Source organism: Nevskia soli DSM 19509, assembly GCF_000711955.1.
In the GTDB taxonomy this organism is placed as follows: domain Bacteria; phylum Pseudomonadota; class Gammaproteobacteria; order Nevskiales; family Nevskiaceae; genus Nevskia; species Nevskia soli.
The window spans coordinates 20,491-46,663 of sequence record NZ_JONR01000011.1 but is presented as its reverse complement, the minus strand read 5'-3'; the positions used below and the strand labels follow the sequence as shown (position 1 = coordinate 46,663).

25 protein-coding genes are annotated in these 26,173 nt (G+C 67.5%); 11 read left to right on the top strand and 14 right to left on the bottom strand.

Annotated features, from left to right (window positions below):
- Window positions 1-5: 5 nt before the first annotated feature.
- Genes BP26_RS0107505 through BP26_RS0107485 form a run of 5 tightly spaced genes read right to left on the bottom strand, consistent with a single transcriptional unit; the run spans window position 6 to window position 5,336 of the window.
- Window positions 6-944 (bottom strand): acetaldehyde dehydrogenase (acetylating), encoded by a 939-nt coding sequence (locus tag BP26_RS0107505; RefSeq protein WP_029919959.1) that lies wholly within the window; start codon window positions 942-944, stop codon window positions 6-8.
- Between the two features lie 10 nt (window positions 945-954).
- Window positions 955-1,746, bottom strand: coding sequence for a 2-keto-4-pentenoate hydratase (locus BP26_RS0107500; protein ID WP_029919958.1), 792 nt, complete (start codon window positions 1,744-1,746; stop codon window positions 955-957).
- Between the two features lie 3 nt (window positions 1,747-1,749).
- Entirely contained in the window at window positions 1,750-3,465 is a 1,716-nt protein-coding gene (gene mhpA, locus BP26_RS0107495) for a bifunctional 3-(3-hydroxy-phenyl)propionate/3-hydroxycinnamic acid hydroxylase MhpA (RefSeq protein ID WP_036516284.1), read from the bottom strand.
- 9 nt (window positions 3,466-3,474) lie between these two features.
- Window positions 3,475-4,464, bottom strand: coding sequence for a VOC family protein (locus BP26_RS0107490; RefSeq protein ID WP_029919956.1), 990 nt, complete (start codon window positions 4,462-4,464; stop codon window positions 3,475-3,477).
- A gap of 8 nt (window positions 4,465-4,472) precedes the next feature.
- Entirely contained in the window at window positions 4,473-5,336 is an 864-nt protein-coding gene (locus BP26_RS0107485) for an alpha/beta fold hydrolase (protein ID WP_029919955.1), read from the bottom strand.
- 387 nt (window positions 5,337-5,723) lie between these two features.
- On the opposite strand from BP26_RS0107485, the gene BP26_RS0107480 reads away from it, so the two are divergent.
- Window positions 5,724-6,338, top strand: coding sequence for a TetR/AcrR family transcriptional regulator (locus BP26_RS0107480; protein WP_029919954.1), 615 nt, complete (start codon window positions 5,724-5,726; stop codon window positions 6,336-6,338).
- Between the two features lie 19 nt (window positions 6,339-6,357).
- On the opposite strand, the gene BP26_RS0107475 is transcribed toward BP26_RS0107480, so the two are convergent.
- Both BP26_RS0107475 and BP26_RS0107470 read right to left on the bottom strand, forming a co-directional pair.
- Complete coding sequence (locus tag BP26_RS0107475) at window positions 6,358-7,320, bottom strand: phytanoyl-CoA dioxygenase family protein (protein WP_029919953.1); 963 nt, start codon at window positions 7,318-7,320, stop codon at window positions 6,358-6,360.
- Between the two features lie 281 nt (window positions 7,321-7,601).
- On the bottom strand, window positions 7,602-8,327 hold the full coding sequence (locus BP26_RS0107470; RefSeq protein ID WP_029919952.1) for a TetR/AcrR family transcriptional regulator: 726 nt from the start codon (window positions 8,325-8,327) through the stop codon (window positions 7,602-7,604).
- A gap of 123 nt (window positions 8,328-8,450) precedes the next feature.
- Between BP26_RS0107470 and BP26_RS0107465 the strand changes: the two genes are divergently transcribed.
- From BP26_RS0107465 to BP26_RS0107445, 5 genes are all read left to right on the top strand, one after another.
- Window positions 8,451-10,139 (top strand): bifunctional 3-(3-hydroxy-phenyl)propionate/3-hydroxycinnamic acid hydroxylase, encoded by a 1,689-nt coding sequence (locus BP26_RS0107465; RefSeq protein ID WP_051748624.1) that lies wholly within the window; start codon window positions 8,451-8,453, stop codon window positions 10,137-10,139.
- Window positions 10,140-10,147: 8 nt separating this feature from the next.
- Window positions 10,148-11,218, top strand: coding sequence for a VOC family protein (locus BP26_RS0107460; RefSeq protein WP_029919950.1), 1,071 nt, complete (start codon window positions 10,148-10,150; stop codon window positions 11,216-11,218).
- Between the two features lie 33 nt (window positions 11,219-11,251).
- Window positions 11,252-12,205, top strand: a complete 954-nt coding sequence (locus BP26_RS0107455) for a fumarylacetoacetate hydrolase family protein (protein ID WP_029919949.1) — start codon at window positions 11,252-11,254, stop codon at window positions 12,203-12,205.
- 115 nt (window positions 12,206-12,320) lie between these two features.
- A complete protein-coding gene (locus BP26_RS0107450; RefSeq protein ID WP_029919948.1) occupies window positions 12,321-14,867 on the top strand; it encodes a DUF1302 domain-containing protein in 2,547 nt (848 codons plus the stop codon).
- Window positions 14,868-14,892: 25 nt separating this feature from the next.
- Entirely contained in the window at window positions 14,893-15,726 is an 834-nt protein-coding gene (locus BP26_RS0107445; RefSeq protein WP_029919947.1) for an SDR family oxidoreductase, read from the top strand.
- Between the two features lie 15 nt (window positions 15,727-15,741).
- Here the strand turns inward: BP26_RS0107445 and BP26_RS0107440 are convergent, their stop codons facing one another.
- The gene (locus BP26_RS0107440) at window positions 15,742-16,689 is read right to left on the bottom strand and encodes an AraC family transcriptional regulator (protein ID WP_051748567.1); all 948 of its coding nucleotides are present in this window, start codon (window positions 16,687-16,689) and stop codon (window positions 15,742-15,744) included.
- Between the two features lie 104 nt (window positions 16,690-16,793).
- Here BP26_RS0107440 and BP26_RS0107435 point away from each other — a divergent pair, with 104 nt between their 5' ends.
- Window positions 16,794-17,543 (top strand): SDR family oxidoreductase, encoded by a 750-nt coding sequence (locus BP26_RS0107435; RefSeq protein WP_029919945.1) that lies wholly within the window; start codon window positions 16,794-16,796, stop codon window positions 17,541-17,543.
- 154 nt (window positions 17,544-17,697) lie between these two features.
- Here the strand turns inward: BP26_RS0107435 and BP26_RS0107430 are convergent, their stop codons facing one another.
- From BP26_RS0107430 to BP26_RS31045, 4 genes are all read right to left on the bottom strand, one after another.
- Window positions 17,698-18,612, bottom strand: coding sequence for a GGDEF domain-containing protein (locus BP26_RS0107430; protein ID WP_029919944.1), 915 nt, complete (start codon window positions 18,610-18,612; stop codon window positions 17,698-17,700).
- 38 nt (window positions 18,613-18,650) lie between these two features.
- On the bottom strand, window positions 18,651-19,298 hold the full coding sequence (locus BP26_RS0107425; protein WP_051748564.1) for a nitroreductase family protein: 648 nt from the start codon (window positions 19,296-19,298) through the stop codon (window positions 18,651-18,653).
- Window positions 19,299-19,418: 120 nt separating this feature from the next.
- Window positions 19,419-19,775 carry a c-type cytochrome gene (locus BP26_RS0107420; RefSeq protein ID WP_051748562.1) on the bottom strand — a complete coding sequence of 119 codons (357 nt, stop codon included), beginning with the start codon at window positions 19,773-19,775 and terminating at the stop codon, window positions 19,419-19,421.
- 147 nt (window positions 19,776-19,922) lie between these two features.
- Window positions 19,923-21,344, bottom strand: a complete 1,422-nt coding sequence (locus BP26_RS31045; RefSeq protein ID WP_029919941.1) for a fatty acid desaturase — start codon at window positions 21,342-21,344, stop codon at window positions 19,923-19,925.
- 152 nt (window positions 21,345-21,496) lie between these two features.
- Here BP26_RS31045 and BP26_RS0107410 point away from each other — a divergent pair, with 152 nt between their 5' ends.
- Window positions 21,497-22,537 carry a helix-turn-helix transcriptional regulator gene (locus tag BP26_RS0107410; protein ID WP_029919940.1) on the top strand — a complete coding sequence of 347 codons (1,041 nt, stop codon included), beginning with the start codon at window positions 21,497-21,499 and terminating at the stop codon, window positions 22,535-22,537.
- Here the strand turns inward: BP26_RS0107410 and BP26_RS0107405 are convergent.
- Window positions 22,534-23,613, bottom strand: a complete 1,080-nt coding sequence (locus BP26_RS0107405; protein WP_029919939.1) for a glycosyltransferase family 9 protein — start codon at window positions 23,611-23,613, stop codon at window positions 22,534-22,536. The two genes, BP26_RS0107410 and BP26_RS0107405, sit on opposite strands and share 4 nt — an antisense overlap.
- A gap of 306 nt (window positions 23,614-23,919) precedes the next feature.
- Here BP26_RS0107405 and BP26_RS0107400 point away from each other — a divergent pair, with 306 nt between their 5' ends.
- From BP26_RS0107400 to BP26_RS28355, 3 genes are read left to right on the top strand one after another with little or no spacing between them, the layout of a single operon-like run.
- On the top strand, window positions 23,920-24,807 hold the full coding sequence (locus BP26_RS0107400) for a prohibitin family protein (protein WP_029919938.1): 888 nt from the start codon (window positions 23,920-23,922) through the stop codon (window positions 24,805-24,807).
- A gap of 4 nt (window positions 24,808-24,811) precedes the next feature.
- Window positions 24,812-25,384: a hypothetical protein gene (locus BP26_RS0107395; RefSeq protein ID WP_051748560.1), complete on the top strand. Its 573-nt coding sequence runs from the start codon at window positions 24,812-24,814 to the stop codon at window positions 25,382-25,384.
- A 41-nt stretch (window positions 25,385-25,425) separates the two neighbouring features.
- Complete coding sequence (locus BP26_RS28355; RefSeq protein ID WP_084182894.1) at window positions 25,426-25,857, top strand: DUF805 domain-containing protein; 432 nt, start codon at window positions 25,426-25,428, stop codon at window positions 25,855-25,857.
- A 60-nt stretch (window positions 25,858-25,917) separates the two neighbouring features.
- Here the strand turns inward: BP26_RS28355 and BP26_RS0107385 are convergent, their stop codons facing one another.
- Window positions 25,918-26,166, bottom strand: coding sequence for a hypothetical protein (locus BP26_RS0107385; RefSeq protein WP_029919935.1), 249 nt, complete (start codon window positions 26,164-26,166; stop codon window positions 25,918-25,920).
- Window positions 26,167-26,173: the final 7 nt, after the last annotated feature.

The following is a 26,173-nucleotide window of genomic DNA, read 5'->3' as shown; positions in this document are numbered from 1 at the left end:
TCTCCTCAGGCGGCGAGCAGCGACTGCGCGATGCGCTCGCCGGTGGCCAGGGCGGCCGAGGTCATGATGTCGAGGTTGCCGGCGTAGGCCGGCAGGTAGTGCGCCGCGCCTTCCACCTCGAGGAATACCGAGGTCTTGAGGCCGGAGAAGCGGCCCAGGCCGGGGATATGCACCGGCGCCGAAGGCGGAATCGATTCGAACTGCAGTGCCTGCTTGAGGCGGTAGCCCGGCACGTAAGCGCGCACCGCCTTCGCCATCGCCTGCACCGAAGCTTCCACCGCGGCCGGGTCGGCCTCCTCGGACAGCACGTACACGGTATCGCGCATCAGCTGCGCGGGCTCGGCCGGGTTCAGGATGATCAGTGCGCGGCCCTTGCCGGCGCCGCCGACCGCTTCGATGGCCTTCGAGGTGGTCTCGGTGAACTCGTCGATGTTGGCCCGTGTGCCGGGGCCGGCCGACTTGCTGCTGATCGAGGCGACGATCTCGGCGTAATGCACCTTCGCCACGCGCGATACCGCGGCGACGATGGGGATGGTGGCCTGGCCGCCGCAGGTCACCATGTTGACGTTGGGACTGGCCAGGTGCTGCTCCAGGTTTACCACCGGGACGCAGTAGGGGCCGATTGCCGCGGGCGTGAGGTCGATCACGCGGATGCCGGGCTTGGCGCCGCGCAGCAGCGCTTCATTGCGCAGATGCGCGCCGGCGGAAGTGGCGTCGAACACCAGGTCGATGCCGGCGAATTCCGGCAGGCGCAGCAGTCCCTCGGCGCCTTCGTGCGTGGTGGCCACGTGCAACCGCCGCGCCCGCGCCAGCCCGTCGGAGGTCGGGTCGATGCCGACCATCGCGCCCATCTCGAGGTACCGGCCGTGGCGCATGATCTTGATCATCAGGTCGCTGCCGATATTGCCGCTGCCGATGATGGCGCCCCGGATTTTTCCGTTCACTTTGAATTCCTCAGATGATGCGACAGGCGACGCTGCCGAGTGCGCCGATGCGTGCCTGGAGCAGATCGCCGGCCGCCACCGGCACCATCGGCCCCAACGCGCCGGACAGGATGATTTCACCGGCCCGCAGCCCGCTGTCCCGCGCGGCCATGGTGCGCGCCAGCCAGTACGCGGCGCGCAGTGGATGCCCCAGGCAGGCGGCGCCGCTGCCGACAGAAACGGTCTGGCCGTTCTTGTCGAACCGCAGGCCGGCTTCGCCAAGCTCGATCCGGCCCAGCGGCAGAGGCTGGTTGCCGACCACGAATAGGCCGCAGGAGGCGTTGTCCGCCACCGTGTCGACCAGGGTCAGCTTCCAGTCGGCAATGGCGCTGTCGACAATCTCGATCGCGGGCAGCGCGTAGGCCAGGGCGGCGAGGAATTCGCCGTAGCTGGGCGCGGGCCCCGACAGGTCGCGTCCGACCACGAACGCTACCTCGGCCTCCGCCCTGGGCTGGAGCAGGCGCGACATCGGCACCGCCTCGCCGTCGAGGTACTCCATATCGTCGAACAGCACGCCGAAGTCGGGCTGGTCCACGCCCAGTTGCTGCTGCACGGCCTGCGAGGTGAGGCCGACCTTCTTGCCGATGACGCGCGCGCCGGCGGCGATGCGCCGCTGCGTGTTGAGGGCTGCCACGACATAGGCCTGGTCGATGCCGCTGACGCCGTGGCTTTCGGAAACACGGCCAATGGGGCGGCGGCTGTCGCGTGCCTGGTGCAGCGCGTCGGCGGCGGATTGCAGGGAATGATGCGGTGTCGTGGTCATGGCTCAGGCCGCCTTGCTCAGCGGCAGCGGGCGCGGGGTCCAATGCAGCTGGCTACGCAGCTGTTGCAGCGCCGGTTCCAGTTCGGCTGGGCGCACCACCGCGAAGGCGAATTTGTCGGGGCGCAGGATCGCCACGGCATCGGATTTGAATCCCGCCCTGGCGAACCAGCGCACCATCTCGCCGCCGACGTCCTCCACTTCGACAAGGCCCGGTGCGGTGCTGCGGGCAACGCCGCGCAGGCCCTGCGGCCGCTCGCCGTAGGGAAACAGCGTAACGTGACGGGCGCCCAGATCGGCAAGCAGGTGCAGCGCGGCGTCGGAAAGCCCGGCGCGCGGGTCCACGCCCAGGCCCACCAGCGCGATGCCTTCACCCAGCACTTCGTCCAGCAGCAGGCGCCGGCCATCGAGACGGCGCACCAGCGGCTGCGGCGCCAGGGCGCCTTCGGGCCCGTGGCCGCGGCGTCGTGGCAGTCCGAGGTACTGGCCCCTGGTGTAGACCGGGTTGGGCTTGAAGCCGCCTTCCTGGAACCACTTCTTCAGCGGCGGCACAGTCATGATCAATTTAAGGGCGAGGTCGCGCAGCGTCGTCTTGAGCGGATGGGTCATCGAGACCACGTCCTTCATCAGCACCGAGACATCGACCATCGCCTTGGCGTGGTCGCGCCGCTCGCGCTCGTAGCTGTCGAGCAGGGCGTCTTCGGCTTTGCCGGACAGCACCAGGTCCAGCTTCCAGCCCAGGTTGCAGGCGTCGCGGATGCCGGAACTGGCACCCTGGCCCATGAACTGCGGCGTCATGTGCGCGGCATCGCCGGCCAGCAGCACGCGGCCTTCGCGCCATTGGTTCGCCACCAGGGCGTTGAAGGTGTAGACCAGCTTGCGCTTGATCTCGAACTTGTCCGGATCGACGAAGCGCGACAGGAGCGCGCGCACCGTCTCCGGCCGCTCCATGGTTTCCCTGGTCTGGCCTTTCATCAGCATGAACTCGAAGCGGTGATGCCCGTCCGGCTGTACGCAGCTCACCACCGGCAGCGCCGGATCGACGACGAAGTTGAAGTAGGGGATGTGCCGCAACGCTTCCTCGCCGTCCTTTGCCTTGAGGTCCACCACCAGCCAGGGCTCGGGAAAGTTGCGGCCGCTCATCTCGATGCCGAGCCTGGCGCGCACCGCACTGCGGCCGCCATCGGCGCCTACCAGGTAACGGCAGCGGATGCTCTGCGCATCGGCCTCGCCGGTACGCTCGGCGCGCGCATCGCTGTCGTCGCGGAAGCGGGCGCTCTGCGTCGCCTGGTGCGTGACGCTGACGCCGGCGCCGTCCTGGCTGAAGTCCACCAGCTCGCGGCCGCGCCGCACCTCGACGTTGGGATAGCGCGCCAGGGCCTCGGTCAGCGCGGTCTCCAGGTAGGGCTGGTAGAAGAAGTTGATGATCGGCCAACCCAGCGGGCGCTTCAGCGGGAAGTACTGGCCCATCACCGAGCCGTCGGGCCGCACGAACTGCACCGGTGTCTCCTGCAGCATCTTCGCCTGCAGTTCCTCGGCCATGCCGATGGACTGGAAGATGCGCATGCATTCATCGTCGGTGTAGACGGCGCGGGCGTTGCCGTAGAAGCGCGGCTCGCGCTCCAGCACCAGCACGCGGCGGCCGCGCCTGCCGAGCACGTGGGCCAGCACCAGGCCGGTCGGCCCCAGGCCGGCGATGACGACTTCGGGTTCGTTGTTCATGGTCTGCTTTCAGATCGGCGAGTATTCGGGGCGCAGCAGCGAGAGCAGGCCGCGCCGGAAATTGCCGGCGTCGATCGCCAGCCGGTTGAAGGCGGAGGCGTTCTGCGGCCGGTGGCCCCACAGGCTGATGCCCTGGTAGGACGTCGGCCGCCAGCCGGCCTCGTCTACCGTCAGCGCATTGCAGCCCAGCTCGACTTCGAAGCCGGAGGGCGACAGCGCGTAGAACGACACCTCCTTGTCGTTCGGGTGCTGGCCGATTTCGTGCGCTATCTCGAAACCCAGGGCCTTGCAGCGGCGGAATGCCTGCGCCACATCGTCGAGCGAGGCGGCGAGCAGGTTGAAATGCTGCACACGCGCGCGGATCGGGTCGAGCTTCAGGCCGCGCACGGTCGCCAGCGCGATGGAGTGATGGCGTTCGTTGAAGCGCAGGAAGCCGATGTCCAGCGTTACGCCGGCCATCCGCTCGACGATTTCGTCGCTCAGGCGCGCGTCGAAAATCTCCTGCCAGAAATTGCGGGCGGCTTCGGGCAGGCGCGTGGTCATGGCCACGTGTCCCATGCCGCCGGCACCGGTGACGAAGCCGCTGGCCAGCATGTCCAGCGGTTCGGCGCCGGTGAGCGCGTCGACGTACAGCTCCACCGGCAGTCCTTTCGGCCCTTTGACGCGCAGGAAGCGCGCCACACCGCGCCGCGCCGCTTCGGCCTCGCCGCCGTCCTCGATTGCGATGCGGCGAACCTTCAGGCGCTCCAGCACCACTTGCAGTGCCGCCTCGTCGCGCAGTTGCAGACCGATCGCCGCGACGTCCTCCGCCGGTCCGTGCTGCACCACCAGGCGGCGCGCATGACTGTCCATGCGGAAGGCCACGCTGCTCGCGTCGCTCGCGGCGAGGTGCAGGCCGAGACCATCCTTGAGAAACACCTGCCATCGTTCCAGGCGCCGCGACTCGACCACGATATAACCGAGGCTGACCGCGCCGAACAGATCTTTGTGTTGCGACATGGCCGTGCTCAGGCGCTGTGCCGCGCCAGGAAGGCGGCGGTGATGGCGTTGAATTCCTCGGCGCGTTCCCATTGCACCCAGTGGCCGGTCTTGCTGAACAGGTAGAGGTCGCAATCGGGCATGCGCTGCTGCAACACGGCGCCGCCGCCCGGACGGTTCACCTTGTCCTCGGTGCCCCACAGCACCAGGGTCGGCGTCCGGCATTGCGCCAGGCGCGGGTCGCGGGTGAGGTCCATGCGGATCGCGGCCTTCAGGCTCTGCGGGCGGCGCAGCGGCGGGGCTGCGACGACTTCCGGGTCGATGCTCGACGCGTAGCGCGCGTCGATGATCGCGTCCTGCACCCGGCTGCCGTCGTAAACCAGGTAGTCGCGGATGAACGTGGCCAGCTTGTCGCGGCTCGGGCCCTTGCCGCCGTAGTAGTTGAGCAGGAGGTTCAGGCCCTTGGTCGGCAGCGCGCGCGTGGTGCCGATGCCGCCGGGGCCCATCAATACCAGCGCGGAGACGCGCGCAGGCTGCTCCAGCGCCATGCGCAGCGCGCAGGCACCGCCAAGCGAGTTGCCGACCAGATGCGCGCGCCGGATCTGCAACGCATCCATCAGGCCGAGCATCGCGTCGGCCAAATCGCCGAATGGATCCTTGCGGTCCACGCCTTTGCTGGAGCGGCCATAGCCCTGCAGGTCCGGAACCAGCACGCGGAAGTGCTGCGCCAGGGCCTGGATGTTGCGGCTGTAATTGGACAGGCCCGAAGCGCCGGGACCGCCGCCGTGCAGCATCAGTACCGGGTGGCCTTCACCCAGTTCGGTGACGAAGATGCTGCGCCGGCCGAATGTCACCGTGCGGGACTTGAGTCCCGGAATGCTGTCGTCTGCCACGTTCGTTCCTCCACAGAATATCGGTATAAACCCAGCCTTGGCTGGGGGCTTCAGGCGGGCATGGCACGCCCCACGACCATGAAGTGCTGCATTTCGCGGCGCGACGGTGGGGTTGAGCGCCTGGTCTCCTCCGGCGTGCCCGCCTTCATGGCGCAAGCTTTATGAACATATTTAGTCTATTTTGAACATTAATGTTCAAATAAAGCAATATGTGTTCTATAATCTGGGCGTAACTCTCGAATCCGGCAGGGATTTATGGCGGTGAAGGCGGATCGGCGGCTTGATGCGGAATCGGTCCGGGAGGGGAAATGGCCGATGACTGCGCGCAGAGCGTCGAATATTGGACAATCCCGTCCAATCCACGCATTTCCCGAGGACGATCGCTCGATGGCAAGCATGTCGGCGGCGCAGCGGCGTATCCATCAGGCCGCGCTGCGCCTGTTCGCTGAGAAGGGGACTTCCGAGGTCAGCGTCAGCGACCTGGCGGAAGCCGCCGGCGTTGCCCGCGGCACGATCTACAACAACCTCGATTCGACCGATCACCTGTTCGAGAGCGTGGCCTCGCAACTGGCGGACGAAATGAACCGCCGCGTGGTCAGCAGCTATGGGGGGATCGAGGATTCCGCGCAGCGGCTCGCCATCGGCATCCGCCTCTACGTGCGCCGCGCGCACGAGGAGCCGCACTGGGGCCGCTTCCTGACGCACTTCTCCTTCCGCAGCGAATCCTTGGTGGCGTTCTGGAAAGGGCCAGTGGTGCAGGACGTCGCCCTCGGCTTCGAGCAGCGCCGCTACACGATACGGCCGGACCAGGTGCACGGCGCGGTGGGTCTCATCGCCGGCACCACGCTTTCGGCGATCCTGCTGGTGCTGGAGGGGCTGCGCACCTGGCGCGACGCGGGAACGGATGCGACCGAGCTGGTACTGCGCGGCCTCGGGGTCGCGCCGGATGAGGCGCGGCGCCTCGCCACGGCCGAGTTGCCGCCACTGGCGGAGCTGGCTTGAGCGGCGGACCGCGCCGGGACTAGCTCCAGGTCTGCCGCAGCGGCGCGGCGCTCCCGTGTTTCATCCTGAGGCGCAGCGTCGCCTGGAAGTTGTTCCAGGCCGAGGCCGCCAGCTGCGCGCCGCTGGGCCGTTCCGGCGCGCGCCGCGCCGCGCGCTCGGCTTCGATGGGGGAGGGCAGGATGCGCGGGAAGGCCGCGCCCGCGAGGCCGCCGCCGGCCACCGAATCGTGGCGGAAGTGCACCGGCATGCGCTTGGGCGAGGGCGCCCACACCACATCGTCGCCGGTCCAGCGCAGCGCCAGGGCGCGGCGGCTGCGCGTGCGGTGGCGGTTGCCGTGGCTGCCGTGCAGGGTCAGCGGATGGAACATCAGGATGTCGCCCGGCTGCATCTCCCAGTCGAGCAGTTCGTACTGGCCGGGATTGGCGTTGATGTCCGGGATGTCGTCCATCTTCTCGTCGATGATCGCGGCCACGTAGTCCGGTGAAATCGCCTTGAAGCGCTGCGGCCACAGGTGCGAGCCGCGCACGTACATGAGCCCGCTGCTCTCGCGCGTCACCGGGTCCAGCGGGATCCAGAACGAGGTGATCTGCTCGCCGCGGATCGGCCAGAAAGACAGGTCCTGGTGCCAGGGTGTCGGTGCGTCGGTGCCCGGTTCCTTGACGAACATCTGGTCGTAGAAGAAGCGCACCTGGTTCGAGCCCATGAGCTGTTGCGCCCAGTGCGCGAAGGGTCCGTAGTAGATCGCGTCGCGCAACTCGTCGACGTGCTTCCACAGGAAGGTGTCCATCTGGTAGCCGCGCGTCTTGCGCGACATGAAGCGCCCCTGCAGGGACATGGCGCCGCGGGCCTTCTCGACCCCGGCTTCGATGAGCTGCAGCCAGCTCGGCTCGATCGCGTTGCGGATCATCACCACGCCGGCGCTGCGGTATTCCCCGATTTCCGCTTCCGTCAGGCGGCGGGCGGGTGAAACGGCGTATGCCATGGGTCTCCTCCATTGTTCGATTGCGCGGGGCGCCCCTCGCGTCCCTGTCCACTATCGCATTAGATTGATAGTTTTATCAATATAGATAAAAAAATCAATTCATCAAGGGAATGAAGCCATCGATACGGTTGATGGGGGTCCGGTCGCCTTCCTGGCGGAATTCACTTTCGAGACGAAGCGGGCGGCGACCAGATGCGGTATGCGGGTATCCGCCTGCGCGCTCCGTGCATCCGGTGGATGCTGGCGCATGCCGGCGGCACGGCAGCCGCCGCCGGGAAGGCTCAGCCGCCGGCTTCCACCACCGGCAGGGGACGGCGGGCGATTGCCTCCGCTTCTTTCGGCGCCAGGCCCAGGGTCTGGAGGATCGCAGCGGCGGCGCGTCCGGCCAGACCCTCGCCGCTGACTCCCAGCGCTGCCAGCATTGCCGCTTGCGGGCCCTGAGCGGAGCCGAACTGGAGTTCGGCCGAGATCGCCGCCAGCACGGTTCCGCCCACCGCGACGAAGCTCATCAGCGGATCCTTGGTGGTGAAGCGCCTGGCGGCAATGCCTTTCTGGATGTCGCGCAGCAGGCGCTGGCCCAGGCCGCGCTCCAGCACCCGCGCGGAAAAGCCCTCGCGGATCAGGAACTGTCCCCAGATCGGTTCGCGCCGGGCGCGCAGCAGGGTGTGGCGCACGCAGATCGCGATCACTTCCGCCACGTCGGCGATGTCGCGCACCAGGATGTCGAGGGCGTCGCCGAAGTCCTCGAAGACCTGGTCCATCAAGGCCTCGTAGATCGCTTCCTTGGACTCGAAGTGGTTGTAGAAGGAGCCGAAGCCGACGTCGGCGGCTTCGGTGATCTCGTTGATCGCCACGCCTTCCATGCCTTTGCGCGCCATCAGGCGCAGCGCTGCTTCCAGCAGGCGCGCCCGCGTCTCGCGCTTGCGGCGGGCGCCGCGCGGCTCGCGTTCGGCGGCCGCGGTGGCGGGAGCTTTGGCGGCGGCGCGTTTCGGGGTGGGCTTGGGCATGGCGTGGCGCGGGGTGGAGATGGGGCGAGTATAGGCCGAAATATCATAATTGACAAAATGATCATTTATGAATTTAATATCACCAAAGCAAGCTATCCGGCCCGGCCGGACCACGGAGAGCAGGTGGAGACCCATTCGAGCGCAGACTCACGCGCGGCCGCGACGGCCCGGCCGGCCGAAACCCTGGCGGAGGTCGAGGTGCTGGTGGTCGGCTACGGGCCGGTCGGCGCCGCCATCGCCAACCTGCTGGGGCGCTACGGCGTGCGCACCCTGGTGGTGGACAAGGCGCGCGAGCTTCTCACCGCGCCGCGCGCGATCGCCCTGGACAACGAGGCGCTGCGCATCCTCCAGCTCGCCGGCCTGGAGGAGAACGATTTCGAGCGCATCGCCATTCCGTTCGTGCGCATGCGTTCGCCCTGGCTCGGCGAGTTCGGGCGGGTCAATACCCTGGGCAGCATCGACGGCCATCCCAAGCTGGTCACCTTCTACCAGCCGGACCTGGAGCGCGCGTTGCGCCGGCGTATGGTGTGTTACGCCGAGGTGCGGACCCTGCTCGGCGCGAGCCTGACCGGCTTCCGCGAAGAGGCGGGCGGCGTCGTCGCTTCGCTGGACCTGGGCGAGGGCCGCAGCGCCGTGGTGAAGGCGCGCTACCTGGTGGGCGCCGATGGCGCCGGCTCGCTGGTGCGCCAGCTGATCGGCGAGCAGTTCGAAGGCGAGACCTATGGCGAGGACTGGCTGATCGTCGATGCGCTCGAGGTGCCGCAACCGATCGACCATGTCGAGTTCATCTGCGATCACCGCCGGCCCACGCCGCACATGTGCGCGCCGGGCGGCCGCGAGCGCTGGGAATTCATGCTGCGGCCCGGCGAGACGCGGCAGGAGATGGAAGGCGAGGCGCGCATCCGCGAACTGCTCGCGCCCTGGGGCGCGCCGGAGCAGATGAACATCGAGCGCAAGGCGGTGTACCGCTTCCATGCGCGCGTTGCGCGGACCTTCGGCAAGGGCCATGTGTTCCTGGCCGGCGACGCCGCCCACATCACGCCGCCCTTCGTGGGGCAGGGCCTGGTGGCCGGCCTGCGCGATGCGGCGAACCTGTGCTGGAAGCTGGCCTGGGTGGTGCGCGGCCGGGCCGCGCCGCGCATCCTCGACAGTTACGACCAGGAGCGGCGCCCGCATGCCAGGGCGATGATCGCCCTGGCCAAGCTGATGGGCCGGCTGGTGATGCCGCGCAGCGCCGCCGTCGCGGTGCTGACCCACGGCCTGCTGCGCCTGCTGCGGTTGGTCCCCGGCATGCGCGCGCGCTTCGATGAACTGGGCATCAAGCCCAAGAACATTTTCGCGCGCGGCTTGTTCGTGCGGGGGCGCTCGCGCAGCCGCCTGGTGCGCGGCGGGTTGCTGCCGCAGGGCTTGCTGCGCGGCGCCGGCGGCGGGATCCGGCTCAGCGACGAGGTGCTCGGCGCCGCGCTCACCCTGATCGGCTTCGGCCTCGATGCCGGCGCGGCGCTCGACCCGGATTGCGCGCGCGCCTTCGCCGCCGCCGGCGGAGAGATCGTGCGCATCACGCATTGCGGGCAGCGCCTGCACCTGTCGGGCACGGCGCATTGGGAAGACCTGCAAGGCAGCTTCCTGCCGGCGGTGGTTCCCTTCGGCTGGGCCGCCGTGGTGCGGCCCGACCGCACCGTGCTGCACGAGGGCCCGGCGGCGGAGGCCGGGCGCCTGGTGCGCGAAAGCCTGGCCCTGCTCGGCGCGCCGGCTGCAGACCCGGCCAAAGATCAGGCGGTCCCCGTCCACGCGGCCGCACGCGCCGCATGAGGAACACCATGCAGCTCAGCACGCCACAACCCGCACGCCACCCGGCCCCGACCACCCGGGCGTCGGCGCTGGCCTATCTGATCTTCGACCGGCCCGATCTCGAACAGGCAGAGCGCTTCCTGCGCGATTTCGGCCTGCACCCGGTAGCGCACGACGGCGACCTGTTGTTCCTGCGCGGCACCGGCAGCGCGCCGTTCTGCTACGTCGTGCGCAAGGCGCCGGCCGCGCGTTTCGTCGGGCTGGGCTTGCAGGTGGATCGTCTCGCCGACCTGGAAGCGCTGTCGCGCCTGCCGGGCGCCTCGCCGGTGCAGGCGGTGACCTGTCCGGGCGGCGGCCACCGCGTGGAACTGCGCGATCCTTCCGGCTTCGTGGTCCATGCGGTCAGCGGCCGCGAGCCGGTGGCCGCTCTGCCGCGGCGCGCGGCGCTGCCGCTCAACAGCGCCGACACCACGCCGCGCGTCAACCAGACGCAGCGCCCGCCGCTTGCGCCGCCGGACGTGGTCCGCCTCGGCCACGTGGTGCTGGAGCTGGCCGACTACCAGGCCACCTGCGCCTGGTACACGCGCCACTTCGGCTTCATCCCCAGCGATGTGCAGGTGCTGCCCGACGGCTCGCCGGCGGTGGCCTTCATGCGCCTGGACCTGGGCGATGCGCCGGCCGATCACCATACGCTGGCGCTGGCGCAGGGCTTCGCCGCGATGTACAGCCACAGCGCTTACGAGGTGGTGGATGCCGACGCGGTGGGCATGGGCCAGCGCCTGCTGCGGGAACGGGGCTGGAAGCACGCCTGGGGCATCGGCCGCCACATCCTCGGCAGCCAGATCTTCGACTACTGGCAGGACCCCTGGGGCGACAAGCACGAGCATTACTGCGACGGCGACCTGTTCACCGCCGACGCGCCCACCGGCATCCATGCCGTCAGCCGTGATGCGATGGCGCAATGGGGGGCGCCCATGCCGCGCAGTTTCACCAAGCCCAGGCTCGGGCCGGCCAATCTCGCGCTGCTGTTGCGCAACCTGCGCCGCAGTCCGGACCTGAGCCTGCGCAAGCTGCTCACCCTGGCCAGGATCTTCGGCTGACTTTCATCTCTTGATCGGCAACGGGAACACATCATGTCGCTGAACGTTCTGCATTTCGAGCACCAGGGCCGCGCCCAGTGGGGCGTGGTCCGCAACGGCGTCGTCACGCCGGTGGCGGGCACCTTCGCCACCACGGCCGCCTTCCTCCAGTCGAACCCCATCGAGGCGCTGTCGCGCCTGGACGGGCCGGGCATCGCCGAGAAGGACGTGGCCTGGCTGTCGCCGGTGACGCGCAACCAGCAGTTCGTCTGCCAGGGCGCGAACTACCGCCAGCACATGATCGAGTCCGGCATGGACCCGGACGTGAAGACCTTCAACATGATCTTCACCAAGGCGGCCAGTTGCATCGTGCCGGCCGACTCCGCGCTGCTGCGGCCCAGGGAAGTCCGCTTCCTCGACTACGAGATCGAACTGGGCCTGGTGCTGAAGCGTGACATCGCCGCGCGCCAGTCCGTCACCGACGCCAACCTGCACGAATACGTCGCCGGTGCGGTGATCGTCAACGACTACTCGGCGCGTGACGTGCAGATCCCCCAGATGCAGTTCTACAAGGGCAAGAGCTTCCGCACCTTCGGCCCGGTCGGTCCCTACCTGTGCCTGCTGGAGAAAGGCGACTTCGCCAGGCTGCGCGAGCTGCAACTGAAGCTCACGGTGAACGGCGCGGTGCGCCAGCAGGACTCGGTCGCGAACCTGGTCTACGGGCCGGCCGAGACCCTGAGCGAGCTGTCCGGCGTGCAGGATCTGCACGTGGGCGACCTGCTCTCCACCGGCACGCCGGCCGGTTGCGCGCTGAGCGTGCCTTCGCCGGGCAAGCAGCGCCTTGCGGCGCTGCTGCCGGAGGCGGTGAAGTGGAAGGCCTTCCTGAAGGTGCAGGCGGGGCGCAGCCAGTACCTCAAGGCCGGCGACCTGGTGGAGTCGCGCATCGCCACGCCGGACGGCGCCATCGACCTGGGCGTGCAGCGCAACCGGGTGATCGACGCGGCGTGAACGTCGCCGCCGCCGGGCCGGGCCGGCGGCGCTCCGTCTCCACACCCGGTTGAAACAGTCAGTCACGGCCGGCACGCGGCCGGGCCAAGGCCGCGTCCGACGGCGAGGGGAGAACATGAAACGCTTGGGGTTGGTCTGCATCGGCGGCGCGCTGCTGCTGGCGTCCGCCATGGCGCGCTCCGCCAGCTGGGAATTCCCGCTCGGCGGCGCCGATCTGGAGGCGGCGGTGAACACGACGGTCACGGCCGGCGGCGCGGTGCGCATGGAGAGCCAGTCGCAGAACCTGGTCGGCAAGGCGAACCTGGATCCGCAGCTCTGCTCCGGGCCGAACGGCGCCTACCAATCCTGCCAGGGCTTGTTCCGCAAGCAGCTGTTTCCGGCGCAGCGTCTCGTCGCCGCGCCGGGCGCGCCCTCGAACAACGACGACGACGGCGACCTCAATTACAACAAGGGCGACCTGGTGTCGGCGGTGGCCAAGGTCACGCAGGACTGGACCCTGTCGTGGAAGGGCCTGAAGTTCTTCACGCGCTGGTTGTACTTCAATGACCCGGTCAATCAGGACTTCACCGAATACCATCCCGACCGCATCACCGCCGACAACTACCTGCAGGTCGGGCGGCAGACGCCGGGTCTGGCGGCCGGTGCCGTGCAGAATCTGTTGCAAGACCTGGGCAATCCGACGGCACTGATCGCCAACCCCTTCGAGATCGGCGGGCTGCTGCTCAACGCGCGCCCCTACGGCCAGCCGGGGCCGAACGGCACCACCATCGTCTACGGTCCCGGCGGCGTGGTCCGCAACCGGCGCGCTGGCGGCGAGGAGGGGCGCCAGATCGGCAGCAACCTGCAATGGCTGGACGCCTACGTCACCGGCGCGCTGCCGCTGTGGAACGACAAGGCTTTGACCATCAAGCTGGGACGCCAGGTGGTGGGCTGGGGCGAGAGCACCACGCTGGTGGTCAACAGCATCAACCAGGCCAACCCGATCGACGTCAACAACTACAACCGCGTCGGCCGGCAGATCGACGAGGTGTTCACGCCGGTGGCGATGCTGGACCTGAGTTTCGAGCCGGTGGACGATTACAACATCGAGGCTTTCTACCAGCTGGAATGGAAGGGCGTGGAGATCGCCGCGCCGGGCAGCTATTTCTCGGACCTGGATATCGGCACCGGCAACATCGGCGACACCACCAGTGGCAACTTCGGCGAGGTGGCCGAGGACCCCGCGCGCAAGGGCACGCCGCTGGACTCGCCGCTGGCGGGCCTGTCCAACACCACCTCGACGCTGCGGCGCATGCCGGACGCAAAGCCCAACGCCGCCGGCCAGTTCGGCCTTGCGCTCAAGCACAACTTCGAGGACATCGGCAACGGGCTGGACGTGGGCCTGTATTTCATGAACTACCACTCGCGCCTGCCGATCGGCAGCTTCTACGCCGCCAACCCAAGCTGCGCGCGCAAGGCGGGCAACAGCCGCGGCAACGACGCCACCGACCTCGTCTCGTTCCTGCTGGACTGTCCGGACATCCCGTTCGCGCATTCGCTGCTGCACCCGAACGAGCCGGCGCAGTACGCCACCGACAGCGCGGCACCGCTGGACAGCGCGCGCTTCCAGCTCGAGTACCCGCGCAACATCCAGCTCTACGGCCTGAGCTTCAACACCACGGTGGGCGCGTACTCGATCCAGGGCGAGGTGGCCTACCGCCCGAACCTGCCCCTGCAGGTGGCGCTGACGGATCTGGCCTTCGGCGCGTTCGGCCCCACGCTCACCGCCTGCCACGACGAGGCGACGCACTGCGGCGGTTCGGCGGCGCTGGCCGACATCGGCATCGGCTACGCGGCGGACGGCAGCACGGTGAACTACGGCTCCAGCGATTTCATCGCGGCTCCGGGGCATGCGGCGTTTCCGGATATCGTCAACGTCGGCATCGGCCATGTGCCCGGTTCGGCGCGCGCCTTTCCCAGCTTCGTGATCCCGTTCCGCGGCGGCCGCGTCGGCGACAACCCAGGCTGCCCCACGGGCATGGCGGACGCCGACTACCACCCCGGCATCGCCTGCTACATCCGCGGCTACGAGCGCGAGCAGGTCTATGAATTCAACCTGGGCAGCACGCGCGTGTTCGGCGCCAGCGACAACCCCTTCGGCGCCGACCAGATCATCCTGGTGACGGAATGGGGCGCGACCTATGTGCCCTACATGCCGGCCCTGGACCAGCTGCAGTTCCAGGCGCCGGGCGTGTACTACCACGCCAGCGCCGGCGCGGACGGGTCGGGCGCCGATGGCTCGCGCCAGGCCTGCTCCACCAACGCCTCGTGCAGCCTGGGCGCGGACGGCATCCGCTTCAATCCGCACCAGCAGGACCCGCGGGGCTTTCCGGATCCGTTCTCCTGGGGCTACCGCGTGATCGGCCTGTTCAGCTACGAAAACGTGCTGCCCCGCGTGGGCCTGCATCCCTCCCTGATCTGGTCGCATGATGTGCAGGGCACCTCGCCCGGACCGGGCGGCAACTTCGTCGCGGGCCGCAAGCAGGTGGACCTGATGCTGGAGATCCGCTACGAATCCAGCCTGTCGCTGAACCTGGGCTATACCTGGTTCTTCGGCGGCGGCGTCTACAACACCATGAGCGACCGCGACTATGCGCAGTTCTTCCTCAAGTACCAGTTCTGATTCGTCACCATTGGAAAAGCACGCGATGCCCGACACCACTCCGAGCGGCCCCGTCGTCCTGATCACCGGATGCTCCTCGGGCATCGGCCTGGCCCTGGCGCAGGAGTTCGCGCGGCGCGGCTGCCGCGTCGTCGCCACCGCGCGCCGGCGCGAGGCGCTGTCGCGGCTGGCGCCGGCGGCGGACTGCATGGAGCTGGATGTCACCGATGCGGCGCAGGCGGGCGCCGTGATGGCCCGCATCCGGGAGCGCTACGGACGCCTCGACGTGTTGATCAACAACGCCGGCTACGGCCTGATGGCGCCGCTGATGGACCTGTCCGCCGCCGATCTCAACGCCCAGCTCCAGACCAACACCGTTGCGCCGCTGGTACTGGCGCAACTGGCGGCACCGCTGATGCGCGCCCAGGGGCGGGGCGTCATCGCCAACATCGGCAGCGTATCGGGCGAAGTGGCAACGCCTTTCGCGGGCGCCTACTGCGCGTCCAAGTCGGCGGTCAATGCCTTGTCCGACGTGCTGCGCATGGAGCTCGCGCCATTCGGCATCCACGTGGTGAGCGTGCTGGCCGGCGCGGTCCGCTCGAGCTTCGGCGACACGGCCGTGCGGCAGAGCCCGCCGCGCGCCGCGGCTTCCTGGTATGCGGCGCAGGATGCAGTGGTGGCGGACCGGGCGCAGGCCTCGCAGCGGCACGCCATCGCCGCCGAATTGTTTTCAAGCCGCCTCGCGGATGTCCTGCTCTCCGCCAGGCCGGCGCCGGTGGTGCGCATCGGGCCGCTGAGCCGCCTGCTGCCGCTGTTGAAGGCCCTGCTGCCCACGGCTGCGCTCGACCGCATCCTGATGAAGCGCTTCGCGCTGCGCTGAGGGTGCCCTTTTTCCTCAGATGCCCTGCGCATCGAGGGCGGCTTCCGCGGCGATCGCCCGCGGCTCCGTCTGCTCCCGCGCATAGCGCGCCGGCGGCACACCGACTTGGCGGGCGAACGCAACGCTGAAGGTGCTGGCGGAGCTGTAGCCGACGCGTTCCGCGATCTCGACGATGCGGCCTTCGCCGCGGCGCAGCAGGTCCTTGGCCAGGGCCATGCGCCAGGCGAGCAGGTATTCCATGGGGGCGGTGCCCACCGCGCGGTTGAAGCGCTCGAAAAACGTCGAGCGTGAAAGGGCAGCTTCCCTGGCCAGTTCGGCGACGGTCCAGGCGTGCGCCGGACGGTCGTGCAAAGCGCGGAGTGCGGCCGCGAGGCGGCTGTCCGCGAGCCCGCGCACCAAGCCCGGCGACGCTTGGGTTCCCGCGGTGGAGCGCAGCGCCTCGATCAGCAGCACTTCCAGCAGCCGCGCGAGCACGACGTCGCGCGCGGGCCGCTGCGCGCTGGATTCCTCGCGTATCAGCTGCATGAGCGTGGCCAGGCGCTGTTCACCGCGGACATGCACGAGCTGCGGCAGCAGTGAGATCAGCAGGGATGCGTCCGGCGAACCGAAGTCGCAATGGCCCACCAGCATGCGGGTGTCGATCGGGCCATCCTCTGCGCCGATCCTGAATTCCCCATTGCCCAGGGCAACGGGCGCTGCCGTCCCGATGCCCGCCGGCGGCGCTTCGAGGCTGGACAGGGCGATGCTGTCGGTCGAAGGGATCAGGGTGAAATCGCCGGACCGGAGCTCGATCGGCTCGTGGCCGTCGATGACGATGCGGCATCCGCCTTCGAGGACCGCGCAATAGAAGGGTTGGCCGGCATCCGAGCGCCTGACACGCCAGGGGCTGGCGCCGAGTACCCGCTTGAAGAAGCGCGCGCGGGGCTGGAGCAGTGTGACCACCTCGGCCAGCGGATCGATCATGGCCGGACTCCCGCGAAAGAAATATGGACTTTGGATTGTAGTTAGTTCGGTCCTGGCGGGCTACCGTGTGGCCCTCGCAATCCCACCCCAATCAAGGACATCCCATGAATACCGTTCTGATCACCGGCTGTTCGTCCGGCTTCGGCCTGGAGACCGCCCGCCATTTCCTGGCCCGCGGCTGGCAGGTCATCGCCACCATGCGCACGCCGCGCAACGATGTGCTGCCGCCTTCCGATCGCCTGCGCGTGCTCGCGCTCGATGTGACCGATGCGGAGAGCATCCGCCGGTGCGTGGCCGCCGCGGGCGCGATCGACGCGCTGGTCAACAACGCCGGCTTCGGTGCGGCTTCCCCGGCCGAACTCACGCCCATGACGACGGTGCGCGAGGTGTTCGAGACCAACACCTTCGGCACGATCGCGATGACGCAGGCGGTGGTGCCCCGGTTCCGGCAGCGCCGTGCCGGCGTCGTCGTGAACGTCACTTCGAGCGTGACGCTGAAGGTGCTGCCGCTGATCGGCGCGTACCGCGCGAGCAAGATGGCGGTGAACGCGTTCACCGAGTCGATGGCGCTGGAGCTCGAGCCGTTCGGCGTGCGCATGCGCCTGGTGCTGCCGGGCCGCTCACCCGAGACGCGCTTCGGCGACAACGCGCGTCCCCACATGCTCGGGTTCGATCACGAGGCTTATGCCGGCATCGTGAAGACTGCCGTCGCGCGGATGATGGATGCCGCCTCCCCGGTCACCCACGCGCAGGATGTTGCCGAAGCGGTGTGGCGCGCGGTGACCGACCCCTCGTCTCCGCTGCGCATCGCGGCCGGCGCCGATGCCGAGGCCTGGATGGCGGAGTCCCGCTGATGGGCCGCGCCGCTGCCCTGAATCCAGGAGCCATCGACAGGATCGGGCTCTCCAGAGCCGCCGCACGGCCCGAAGCTGGGATCCTGGAACCGGTCAAGCGCTGGCGCTGGAGGGACCAACCGGGCACTGGCCTTCGCCTGGAGCAAGCCCTGGATCATGCGGCTGGGGGAAGGTACGAAATCGAAAAGCAGTTCTTGCCGAGCGCCTTGGCTGCATACAGCGCCTTGTCGGATGCCTCGATCAGCGCCTCCGGTGCGATGTGCCTGTCCGATGCGATGGCCACGCCGAGGCTGCACGAGGGCCGCAAGGTGGTGCCACACAGGTCCACCGGCGCCCGCACCGCGTCGAGGATGCGCGTGGCCAGCCCTTCCAGCTGGGCCTGGGTCTCGATGTCCGGGAGCAGCAGGAAGAATTCGTCCCCGCCCAGCCGGGTCGCGGTATCCACATCCCTGAGCGCGTGGCGGATGCGGCCAGCCACCTCGATCAGCAGCTTGTCTCCCGCGGCGTGGCCCAGGGAGTCGTTGATCTGCTTGAATCCGTCAAGGTCGAGCGTAGCGCCGGCGATGAGATTCTGGGTGCGCTTGGCGAGCGCCAGCGCCTGGCGAATGCGGTCATTCAGCAGCACGCGGTTCGGCAGCCCGGTCAGGAAGTCATGGGTGGCCAGCCGTTCGGCGTTCTCTTTCGCCTGCCGCAGCTCGGTTTCGAGCTGCTTGAGCGGCGTCACGTCCGCCACATGGACGAAGATTCCCCGCACCTTTCCATCGACGATGTGCGGCGTATAGGTCGCCAGGGTGTGACGGATGTTGCCCTGCTGCGTGGTCAAGGTGCGTTCGAACACCTGCACCTGTCCGGCATAGGCGGCGATGCGATATGGCGAGTTCATCTCGTAGAGTTCGGGCCCGAGCAACTGCCGAAGCGTAATGCCGGCCATCTGCTCCCGCGTCTTGCCGAACCAGTACAGGTAGGCGTTGTTGGCGAACTGGCATACCTCGTTCTCGTCCCAATAAGCCACCATTGCCTCGAGGTGGTCGAGCAGCGACATGACGAGATCGATCTTTGGATATTGCATTGCGCTGCCGTGATCCGACGATGCTTTACGAGACCGCCTCAGGCCGGGTAGCCGACGGATTGGGCGAACAGCACCCTCTGGCTGGTACGCAGGCCAAGCTCCCGCGCAAGGCGGGCCCTGTCGCAGTTGTGAAACCAGGCGGCCATCGCGAAAGCGGCGGCGAACAGGTAGACATTTTCCGCGATGAGTCCGGCGTCGACGTAGTAGTAGGATTTCTGGACTTCCGGGTCCTGCAAGCCGGGTTCCTGGAATCCGGCGGTGTGAATCAGCCGCTGCAGGTCCACGACGAAAACCAGCTGTACGGGGGCCTTGGCGTCGACGCCGCGCTGGTGCGGCGTCAAGGCGCTGAAGCGAATATCCCCCGCGGCGACGGGATTCAGGCGATGTTCGACAGCGTCGTAGAGGTAAGCGGCCTCCGCGAGCGCGACGAAGAGTTCGATTTCCTGTGAGTTGCTGGCCGAGGCCGCGGTTCTTCCGGGCTGCCCGAACGGACCGGCCTCGCGATTCACGCCCCATGCGGCCCACAGGAGGTTGGAAAGCTGTTGAGCGGACAAGGCTTTCGAGCTGATCTCGCGCGTGGTCCTGCGGTGCTTCAGGGCTGTGAATACCGAGACGTCGCAGTCGTTCGCCGGCGGGGGCAACTGAATGGCCGCCACGGCTGAAACATCGGGATCGCGATCGATCACTGTCGCACCAATCCGGCTATGGCGCATATGCGCCAAGTTCACCATAAGTGGATCAGGGCGCCTGGACATTGATGCATATCAAGCCCGCAATGAAGGCGGTGAACAACGAGCGGGCGCCGCCTATTGCTGTTTCAGGCTCAGGATATAAGCCGTGACGTCATCGATCTGCCGGTTGGACAGTTGATGGTTGGGCATGGGCGGATGCGGTGTTGCCAGGAACGTGTGCAGGCTTCGCTTCGTCGTCGATGGCATCGCCGCGACGGCTGAAAAAGTCGGTGCACCCGAGACGGTCGCCACCGTCTGCGCCGAGTCGACGACATGGCAACTGACGCACCACCTCCGGGCGAGTTCGTGCCCGGCTGCCGTGTTGGCGGCCTGCTGCGCCCATGGCGCTGTCGGCAGGGACAGGATTGCGGCGACGGCTGCCGGCCACCATTGAAGGATCTTGCGGCAATCGATGTTTGGTGCATCCGGCATGACGAGGCTCCTCTACCCATATGTTTCAAGTAGATCACCGCCTTGTCAGCCGGGCATTGATCCAGATCACCTGGCCGCCCCGTCCTGCTGATCAGGACGGGGCGCCGTGGAAAGATCGGCTTTGCAGGGGGACGGCGTGGCCGGTGCTCAGGCGGCTTCGACCGCACCGAGGCGGATGAAGTCGAGCTTGTCGCGCACGGCGCAGTCGGGGCAGGTCCAGTCGTCGGGGATCTGCGACCAGCGGGTGCCGGGGGCGAAGCCTTCGTGTTCGCAGCCCTTGCGCTCGTCGTAGATGTAGCCGCAGTCGGTGCACTGGTAGCGTGCGGCTTCGCCCCCGGGGGGCTGCTGCTGCGCGGCTTCCTGGCCGAGCGGGTAGAGGCTGGGTTGGCCGTCGTCGAGGGTCTTGCCCTGCCAGCGGTTGAGCAGGCTTTCGCGCTTGGCGGCGTAGAGGTTGGCGCGGGTCAGGTCGCCCTTGTAGTGCTGGACGACCAGCGGGTCCATCTGCCGGAACCACAGGGGCGGGAAGTAGGCCAGCAGCAGCATCGAGGCATAGCCGGAGGGCAGCTGCGGGCTTTCGTCGAAGTGGCGCAGGGCCTGGAAGCGGCGCGTCGGGTTGGCGTGGTGGTCGGAGTGGCGCTGCAACTGGTACAGCACGAGGTTGGTCACGACGTGGTTGCTGTTCCAGGAATGGGCCGGCGCGCAGCGCTCGTAGCGCCCGGTTCTGGCGTCCTTGGCGCGCAGCAGGCCGTAGTGCTCGATGTAGTTGATGACTTCGAGCAGGGCGGCGCCGTAGAACGCCTGGGCCAGGAGGAAGGCGAGGGCGATCCAGCCCAGCCACAGGCTCACCGCGCCGAACAGGATCACGGTCATGGCCCAGGCCTGGAGGTTTTCGTTGTCGCCGCTGAAGACGCTCTTGCCGCTGCGCGCCAGGCGTTCCTTCTCGATGCCCCAGGCGGATTGCAGGCTGCCGCTCACGGTGCGCGGCAGGAACGCCCAGAAGGTTTCACCCATGCGCGAGCTGGCGGGATCGTCCGGGGTGGCGACGTTCTTGTGGTGACCCTTGTTGTGCTCGACGAAGAAGTGGCCGTAGGCGACCGGCGCGAGCGTCAGCTTGGCCAGCCAGCGATCCAGGCTGTTGGTCTTGTGCCCCAACTCGTGCGCTGTGTTGATGCCGATGCCGTTGATCATGCCTGTGCTGACCACCAGGCCGAGGATCTCCCACCAGGCGAATCCGCCGCGGACGGCCATCCAGGCGCCGAGGACGGTGACCACGAATTGCGTCGGCACGTAGGCGTAGACGATGGCGCGGTAGTAGCGGTCGCCTTCGAGCTGGGCCACCGCCGATTCCGGCGCGTTGACGCGATCGACGCCGATCAAGTGGTCGAACAGGGGGATGATGCCGTAGAACAGCACGGGCATCGCCCAGCACCACAGGCCATATCCGGTGGCGATCGCCAGCACCTGGAAGGCGAGGGCGGCCAGGGGAATGGCCGGGCTCAACAGCCACAGCAGACGCTTGCCGTCAGCCCATTGGACCGCTGCGTCGTTGGTGATGCTTTGGGTCGTCATGTTCGGTGTCCTCCGTGGTGTACGTTCTTGCGCCGGCTTTGATTGGTGGCGCATAGGCACTTTCGCCGGGAAGCGGAAGCCGGGCCAAGTCATTTCTTGACAATCATCGGTCATTTTCAGACAGTAGGGTCTCGTTCCCCTGGAGCCTGGGCATGGCCGCGAAGAGCCCCGAGGTGCCTGCGCGCTACTATGCGCGCCTGTGCGAGCTGCTGGGGCAGGATGGGGTGAATGTTTCCGCCCTGCTCAAGGCGGCGCGCATTCGCCCGGCCGCCGTAAGGGCGCCGGATGCGGTGCTCCGGCTCAACCAGGTGGAGATGCTGCTGGATGAGATGTTCCGGCTGACGCGGCGGCAGGATCAATGCCACGATCTGGGCCGCGCGCTGAAGCTGAGCTCTCACAGCATCGTCGGCTACGGCATGCTCAGCAGTCCCACGGTCGGTTACGCCATGACGCTGGCGGCGCGTTACTTCCGGCTGATCATGCCGAGTTTCCGCATGCGCTTCCGCGTCGATGCCGAACTGGCGGAGATCGAGATCCTGCCGGTGCTGCCGATGAGCAGGAGCTGCCTGCAGTTTCACCTGGAGGCCATCGCGGTGGCGCTGCACTGGGAGATCCGGGAGCTGCTGAAGAACCAGATGCCGGACTACGAGCTGTACCTGTCCATCGCCGCGCCGCCGCACAAAGAGCGCTACAACGAGCTGGTCGAGGCGCGCTGCCATTTCGGATGGCAGTCACGGCCTGGATTGCGGATGCAGTTTCCGGCCGCCGTGGCGCAGCGCACGCCGGCGCTCGCGGACCTTGGCGCGGTGCAGATGGCGGAGAGACGCTGCAACGAGCAGATTCGCGGCGCCATCGCGCAGGGCAAGGTGGGCGACTGGATGCGGATGATGCTGCGCGAAGCCAGCGACGGCTGGCCCGGCCTGACCGAACTGGCGCAAACCCTGAACCTGTCTCCCCGCACGCTGGATCGCTACCTGAAAAAGGAGGGGGAGAGTTTCCGCGCGCTGTCGAATCGCACGCGCCACGAGAAGGCGCTGGAATTGCTGGACGACGGGCGCCTGACGATCACCCATATTGCCCACGAACTGGGGTACACCGATATGTCCAACTTTGCCCGCTCGTTCCGCCGCGAGGCGGGCGTGGCGCCCGGCGATTATCGCAGCCGCAGGGCCGGGCGGGCGCGGCCCTGCTAGAGTGCCAGCCTGATATCGCTTCCCGGCAACTCGCTCCAGCGCAGTTCGCCGGCCCCGCGCTGCAACACCGGCATCACCAGGCGGCTGATGACTTCGTCCGGTTGCAGTGCCCGGGTGCAGTTGCAGGGCGGCCCGGTTTTCTTGGGGCAGGTTTGCGATCCGGGCTTGCAGCGGCCGGGTGAGCTGATGGTGCGGGCGTAGGGGCCGACGGGCCGCCACGAGGTGGGATCCAGGGTGGGGCCGGTGGCGTAGATGCCCATGGCGTGGCGCCCGAGCGCGGCGGCGATGTGCAGCGGGCCGGTGCCGCTGGCCAGCAGGCCGTCGGCGACGTTGATGAACGACACCAGTTCGCCCAGCGACAGCGCGCCCATGACGTTGGTGATCGATTCGCTTTGCAGAAGCTGCGGACACTCCCGTTCGACGGCCTGGCGCTCCTTCTCCGATCCGGTGAGGAACAGCTTGAACTGGTTGGTCTTGCCGAGCGTACGCACCAGTTCCAGATAGTACTCGGGCGGCCACTCGCGTCCGGAGCCGCCGGATTTCGGGTGCAGGATCAGGTTGAAGCGGTCGGGGTCGAGCTGCTGCTTCAGGTGTTCCGGCGGCGGGCCGACGCGCGTCAGGCCGAACAGCGCGCGCGGGTCGGACGGCAGGGGATAGATCGGCACGCCGAGCGCCTTCACATGCCGCAGGGAAAAGCCCAGCATGTGCGCGTGCCCGGTGTCGCCGTAGGCCACGAAACGGTTGTAGAACGCCGCCGAGCGGCGGCGGAACAGGTTGCCGACGCGGATCGGCACGCGCGCGGCAAAAGCCACGCGGGCCATGTCGTTGCAGGCGAACGGGTTGAGGAAGACGTCCGTCCCCATCCGCTTCAGGATCTGGGGGTCGGCGATGAGTTCCCGGCTGTCGATGACGCCGTCGAAGAATTCGCAGGCCTGCACCAGTTGCAGCTGCAAGCCGGCGAAATACAGCTTCACGTCCGGCCAATGGCGCCTGATGGCGCCCGCCAGCGGCAGCATCATGACGGTGTCGCCGATGGCATACGGGTTGGCGAGTACCACGGTTCGTGGTGCCTTCATCCGCGCCTGCTTCGCAATGTGCCCAGCGTTGTCTCCGGTCGATGGACGGAAGCGGCGGTTCGCTTGAGTCCGATGAACAGGGTGTCCCGCCGGGCTCAGCGCAGCACTGCCGGCCGGTTCCTGGATGTCGAGAAATTCCCTGGAACAATGATGTACGGCGGATACAGGCCGGTCAAGCCGCTGCGTGGGCGCGGCGGGTTTGGGCCACGCGGGCGCGCCGCGGCAGCGCCTGCAAATGTGAACCGGTGGACGTCGCCACTCGCCTCGCCGTTGTAGTATCCAAGGGACAATACAGGGAGTTTTTCCATGGTCGATTTTGTAAAGTCGGGGAAGGTGGTGCGCCTGGTCGCGGTGGTGCTGGCGATTGCCGTCGCCTTCCTGGTGCTGTGGCCGTTCTACACGGTGCCCACCGGCAACCGCGGCGTGGTCACCACCTTCGGCAAGATCACCGGCATCGAGGACGAGGGGCTGGTGGTGCTGCCGCCGTGGAAGAAGCTAAGCGTGTTCAGCATCCGCGCCGAGCAGGCGGACATCGAGGATGCCGAGGGCAGCACCTCGGATACGCAGCCGGTCAAGGTGAGCCTGACGGTGCGCTACTCCATCGCCACCGACAAGGTCGCGGAGGTGTACGAGAAGTACAGCCACAACGGCGATCTCTCCTCCTATGTGCAGACCGCCACGCAGGAGATCTTCAAGGCCGTCACCGCGCGCTACAGCGCGCCGGACCTGATCGCCGAGCGCGCCAAGGTGTCGGCGGACATCAACGATGCCCTGCGCACCAAGCTGGCCGTCTACGGCGCCCAGGTGATCAGCATCGACATGCGCGGCTTCGCCTTCTCGCCCTCCTACATGGCGGCGATCAACGAGAAGGTGACGCAGGAGCAGTTGCGCCTGGTGGCGGAGAACAAGCTGCTCACGGTGGAAGCCGAGCAGAAGCAGAAAGTGGCCATCGCCGAGGCGGAAGCGAGCGCGGTGCGGGCCAAGGCGGATGGCGATGCCTACGCCAACCTGAAGATCGCCACCGCCCAGGCCGATGCGCTGAAGGTGCAGAACGCGGCGCTGACGCAGGCCAAGGACGTGCTGGAGCTGCGCCGCATCGAGGTGGAGCAGACCAAGGCGGACCGCTGGAACGGGGTGCTGCCGGCGGCGATTTACGCGGGGGCGCCGATTCCGTTTTTGAATGTGGAGAAGTGAGAGCGTGAACAATTGCGAAACCGAGCTGCGGCCTGAGCTTGGGCGCGGCGAGCGCCTGCTGTGGAGCGGCATGCCGCGCCAGGGGCTGCGCTTCCGGCAGTCGGATATTTTCATGGTACCGTTCAGTTTGATGTGGGGCGGGTTCGCTTTTTTCTGGGAGGGGGCGGTTACCACGAAAGGCGCGCCGTTCTTCTTCTCGCTGTGGGGCATGCCGTTCGTGCTGATCGGCATCTACATCATCGTCGGGCGCTTCTTTGTCGACAGCTACCTCCGCGCGCGGACCTACTATGGCGTCACCGACCAGCGGGTGATCATTCTGGGCGGCCTGATGAATCGCGAGGTCAAAAGCATCTCGTTGCAAGGTCTCAACGAGATGCTTTTGACTGAGCGCGGCGATCGCAGCGGCACCATCACGTTCGGACCGACCGGTCCCATGGCCGCGGCTTGGGCGGGTACCGCATGGCCGGGCACGAGCAAGAAATTGTCGCCGGCTTTCGATCTGGTCGAAGAGGTGCGCAGGGTTTACAACATCATTCGCGATGCTCAGAGTAGGGTGTCGAATTCACGCGGAAGCTGAGCGTTTGCGCTGGAAGCAGGATTCCATTGAGGGGATGGAAGATGGGTTACAGAGTTGGTGCCGGGAGTTACCTGCTGTTCATGTCCATGGCGGTCAATGCCTGGTGCCTGGCAATGATCGCCGTCTACAGCTATGGCTTCCTTCCGGGAAGGATCGACCGGGACTATGCAAGCTATGTATTGTGGGTCGTTGCGGCACCGGTGGGGTACTTGTTCTTCCGCCTTTCCAGGGGGCGGCTGCAGGATTTGAATTGCCCGGGGAAATGGTCGATGGTGCTGGCTTTTCCGCTGATCGGCGTGATCATCCTGCCGGTGCTGTGCTTTCTGTCCGGGCCGAGATACACCAACGATTTCGGCGATCATCCCGAGCCGTCCGGGTTTCTCAAGATCGCGGCCGCTCTATTCAACTTCGTGGTGGCCCTGGTGCTGGTGCCGTATGTCACCCGGCTGTATGCGCCGCTGCACCTGGGTTAGGCATTCCTGGGAAGAACTGATCGCGAGATGGTCTGCCGGGAACCAGCCCGTGCTTCTGACCTAGCCGTGGCGCCGCCACCAGGGCAACGCGGCATGCCCGCTCAGGCGGGGCTCGGGAAATTCCGGTGGGTCGAATGACCGTGCCAAGGGATTGGTCAGTTCTTCGGTCAGGCCTTCCAGGTCGATGGTGAAGCCTGGAGTCGGCGCTCGCAAAGTCCTGCCGCGGCGCAATTGGCGGACTTGCGTCGCGGCGAATACCATCGCTGCGCCGGCAAGCGGTGCGGCGACCATCCAGTACGGATTGGACATGAGGGTA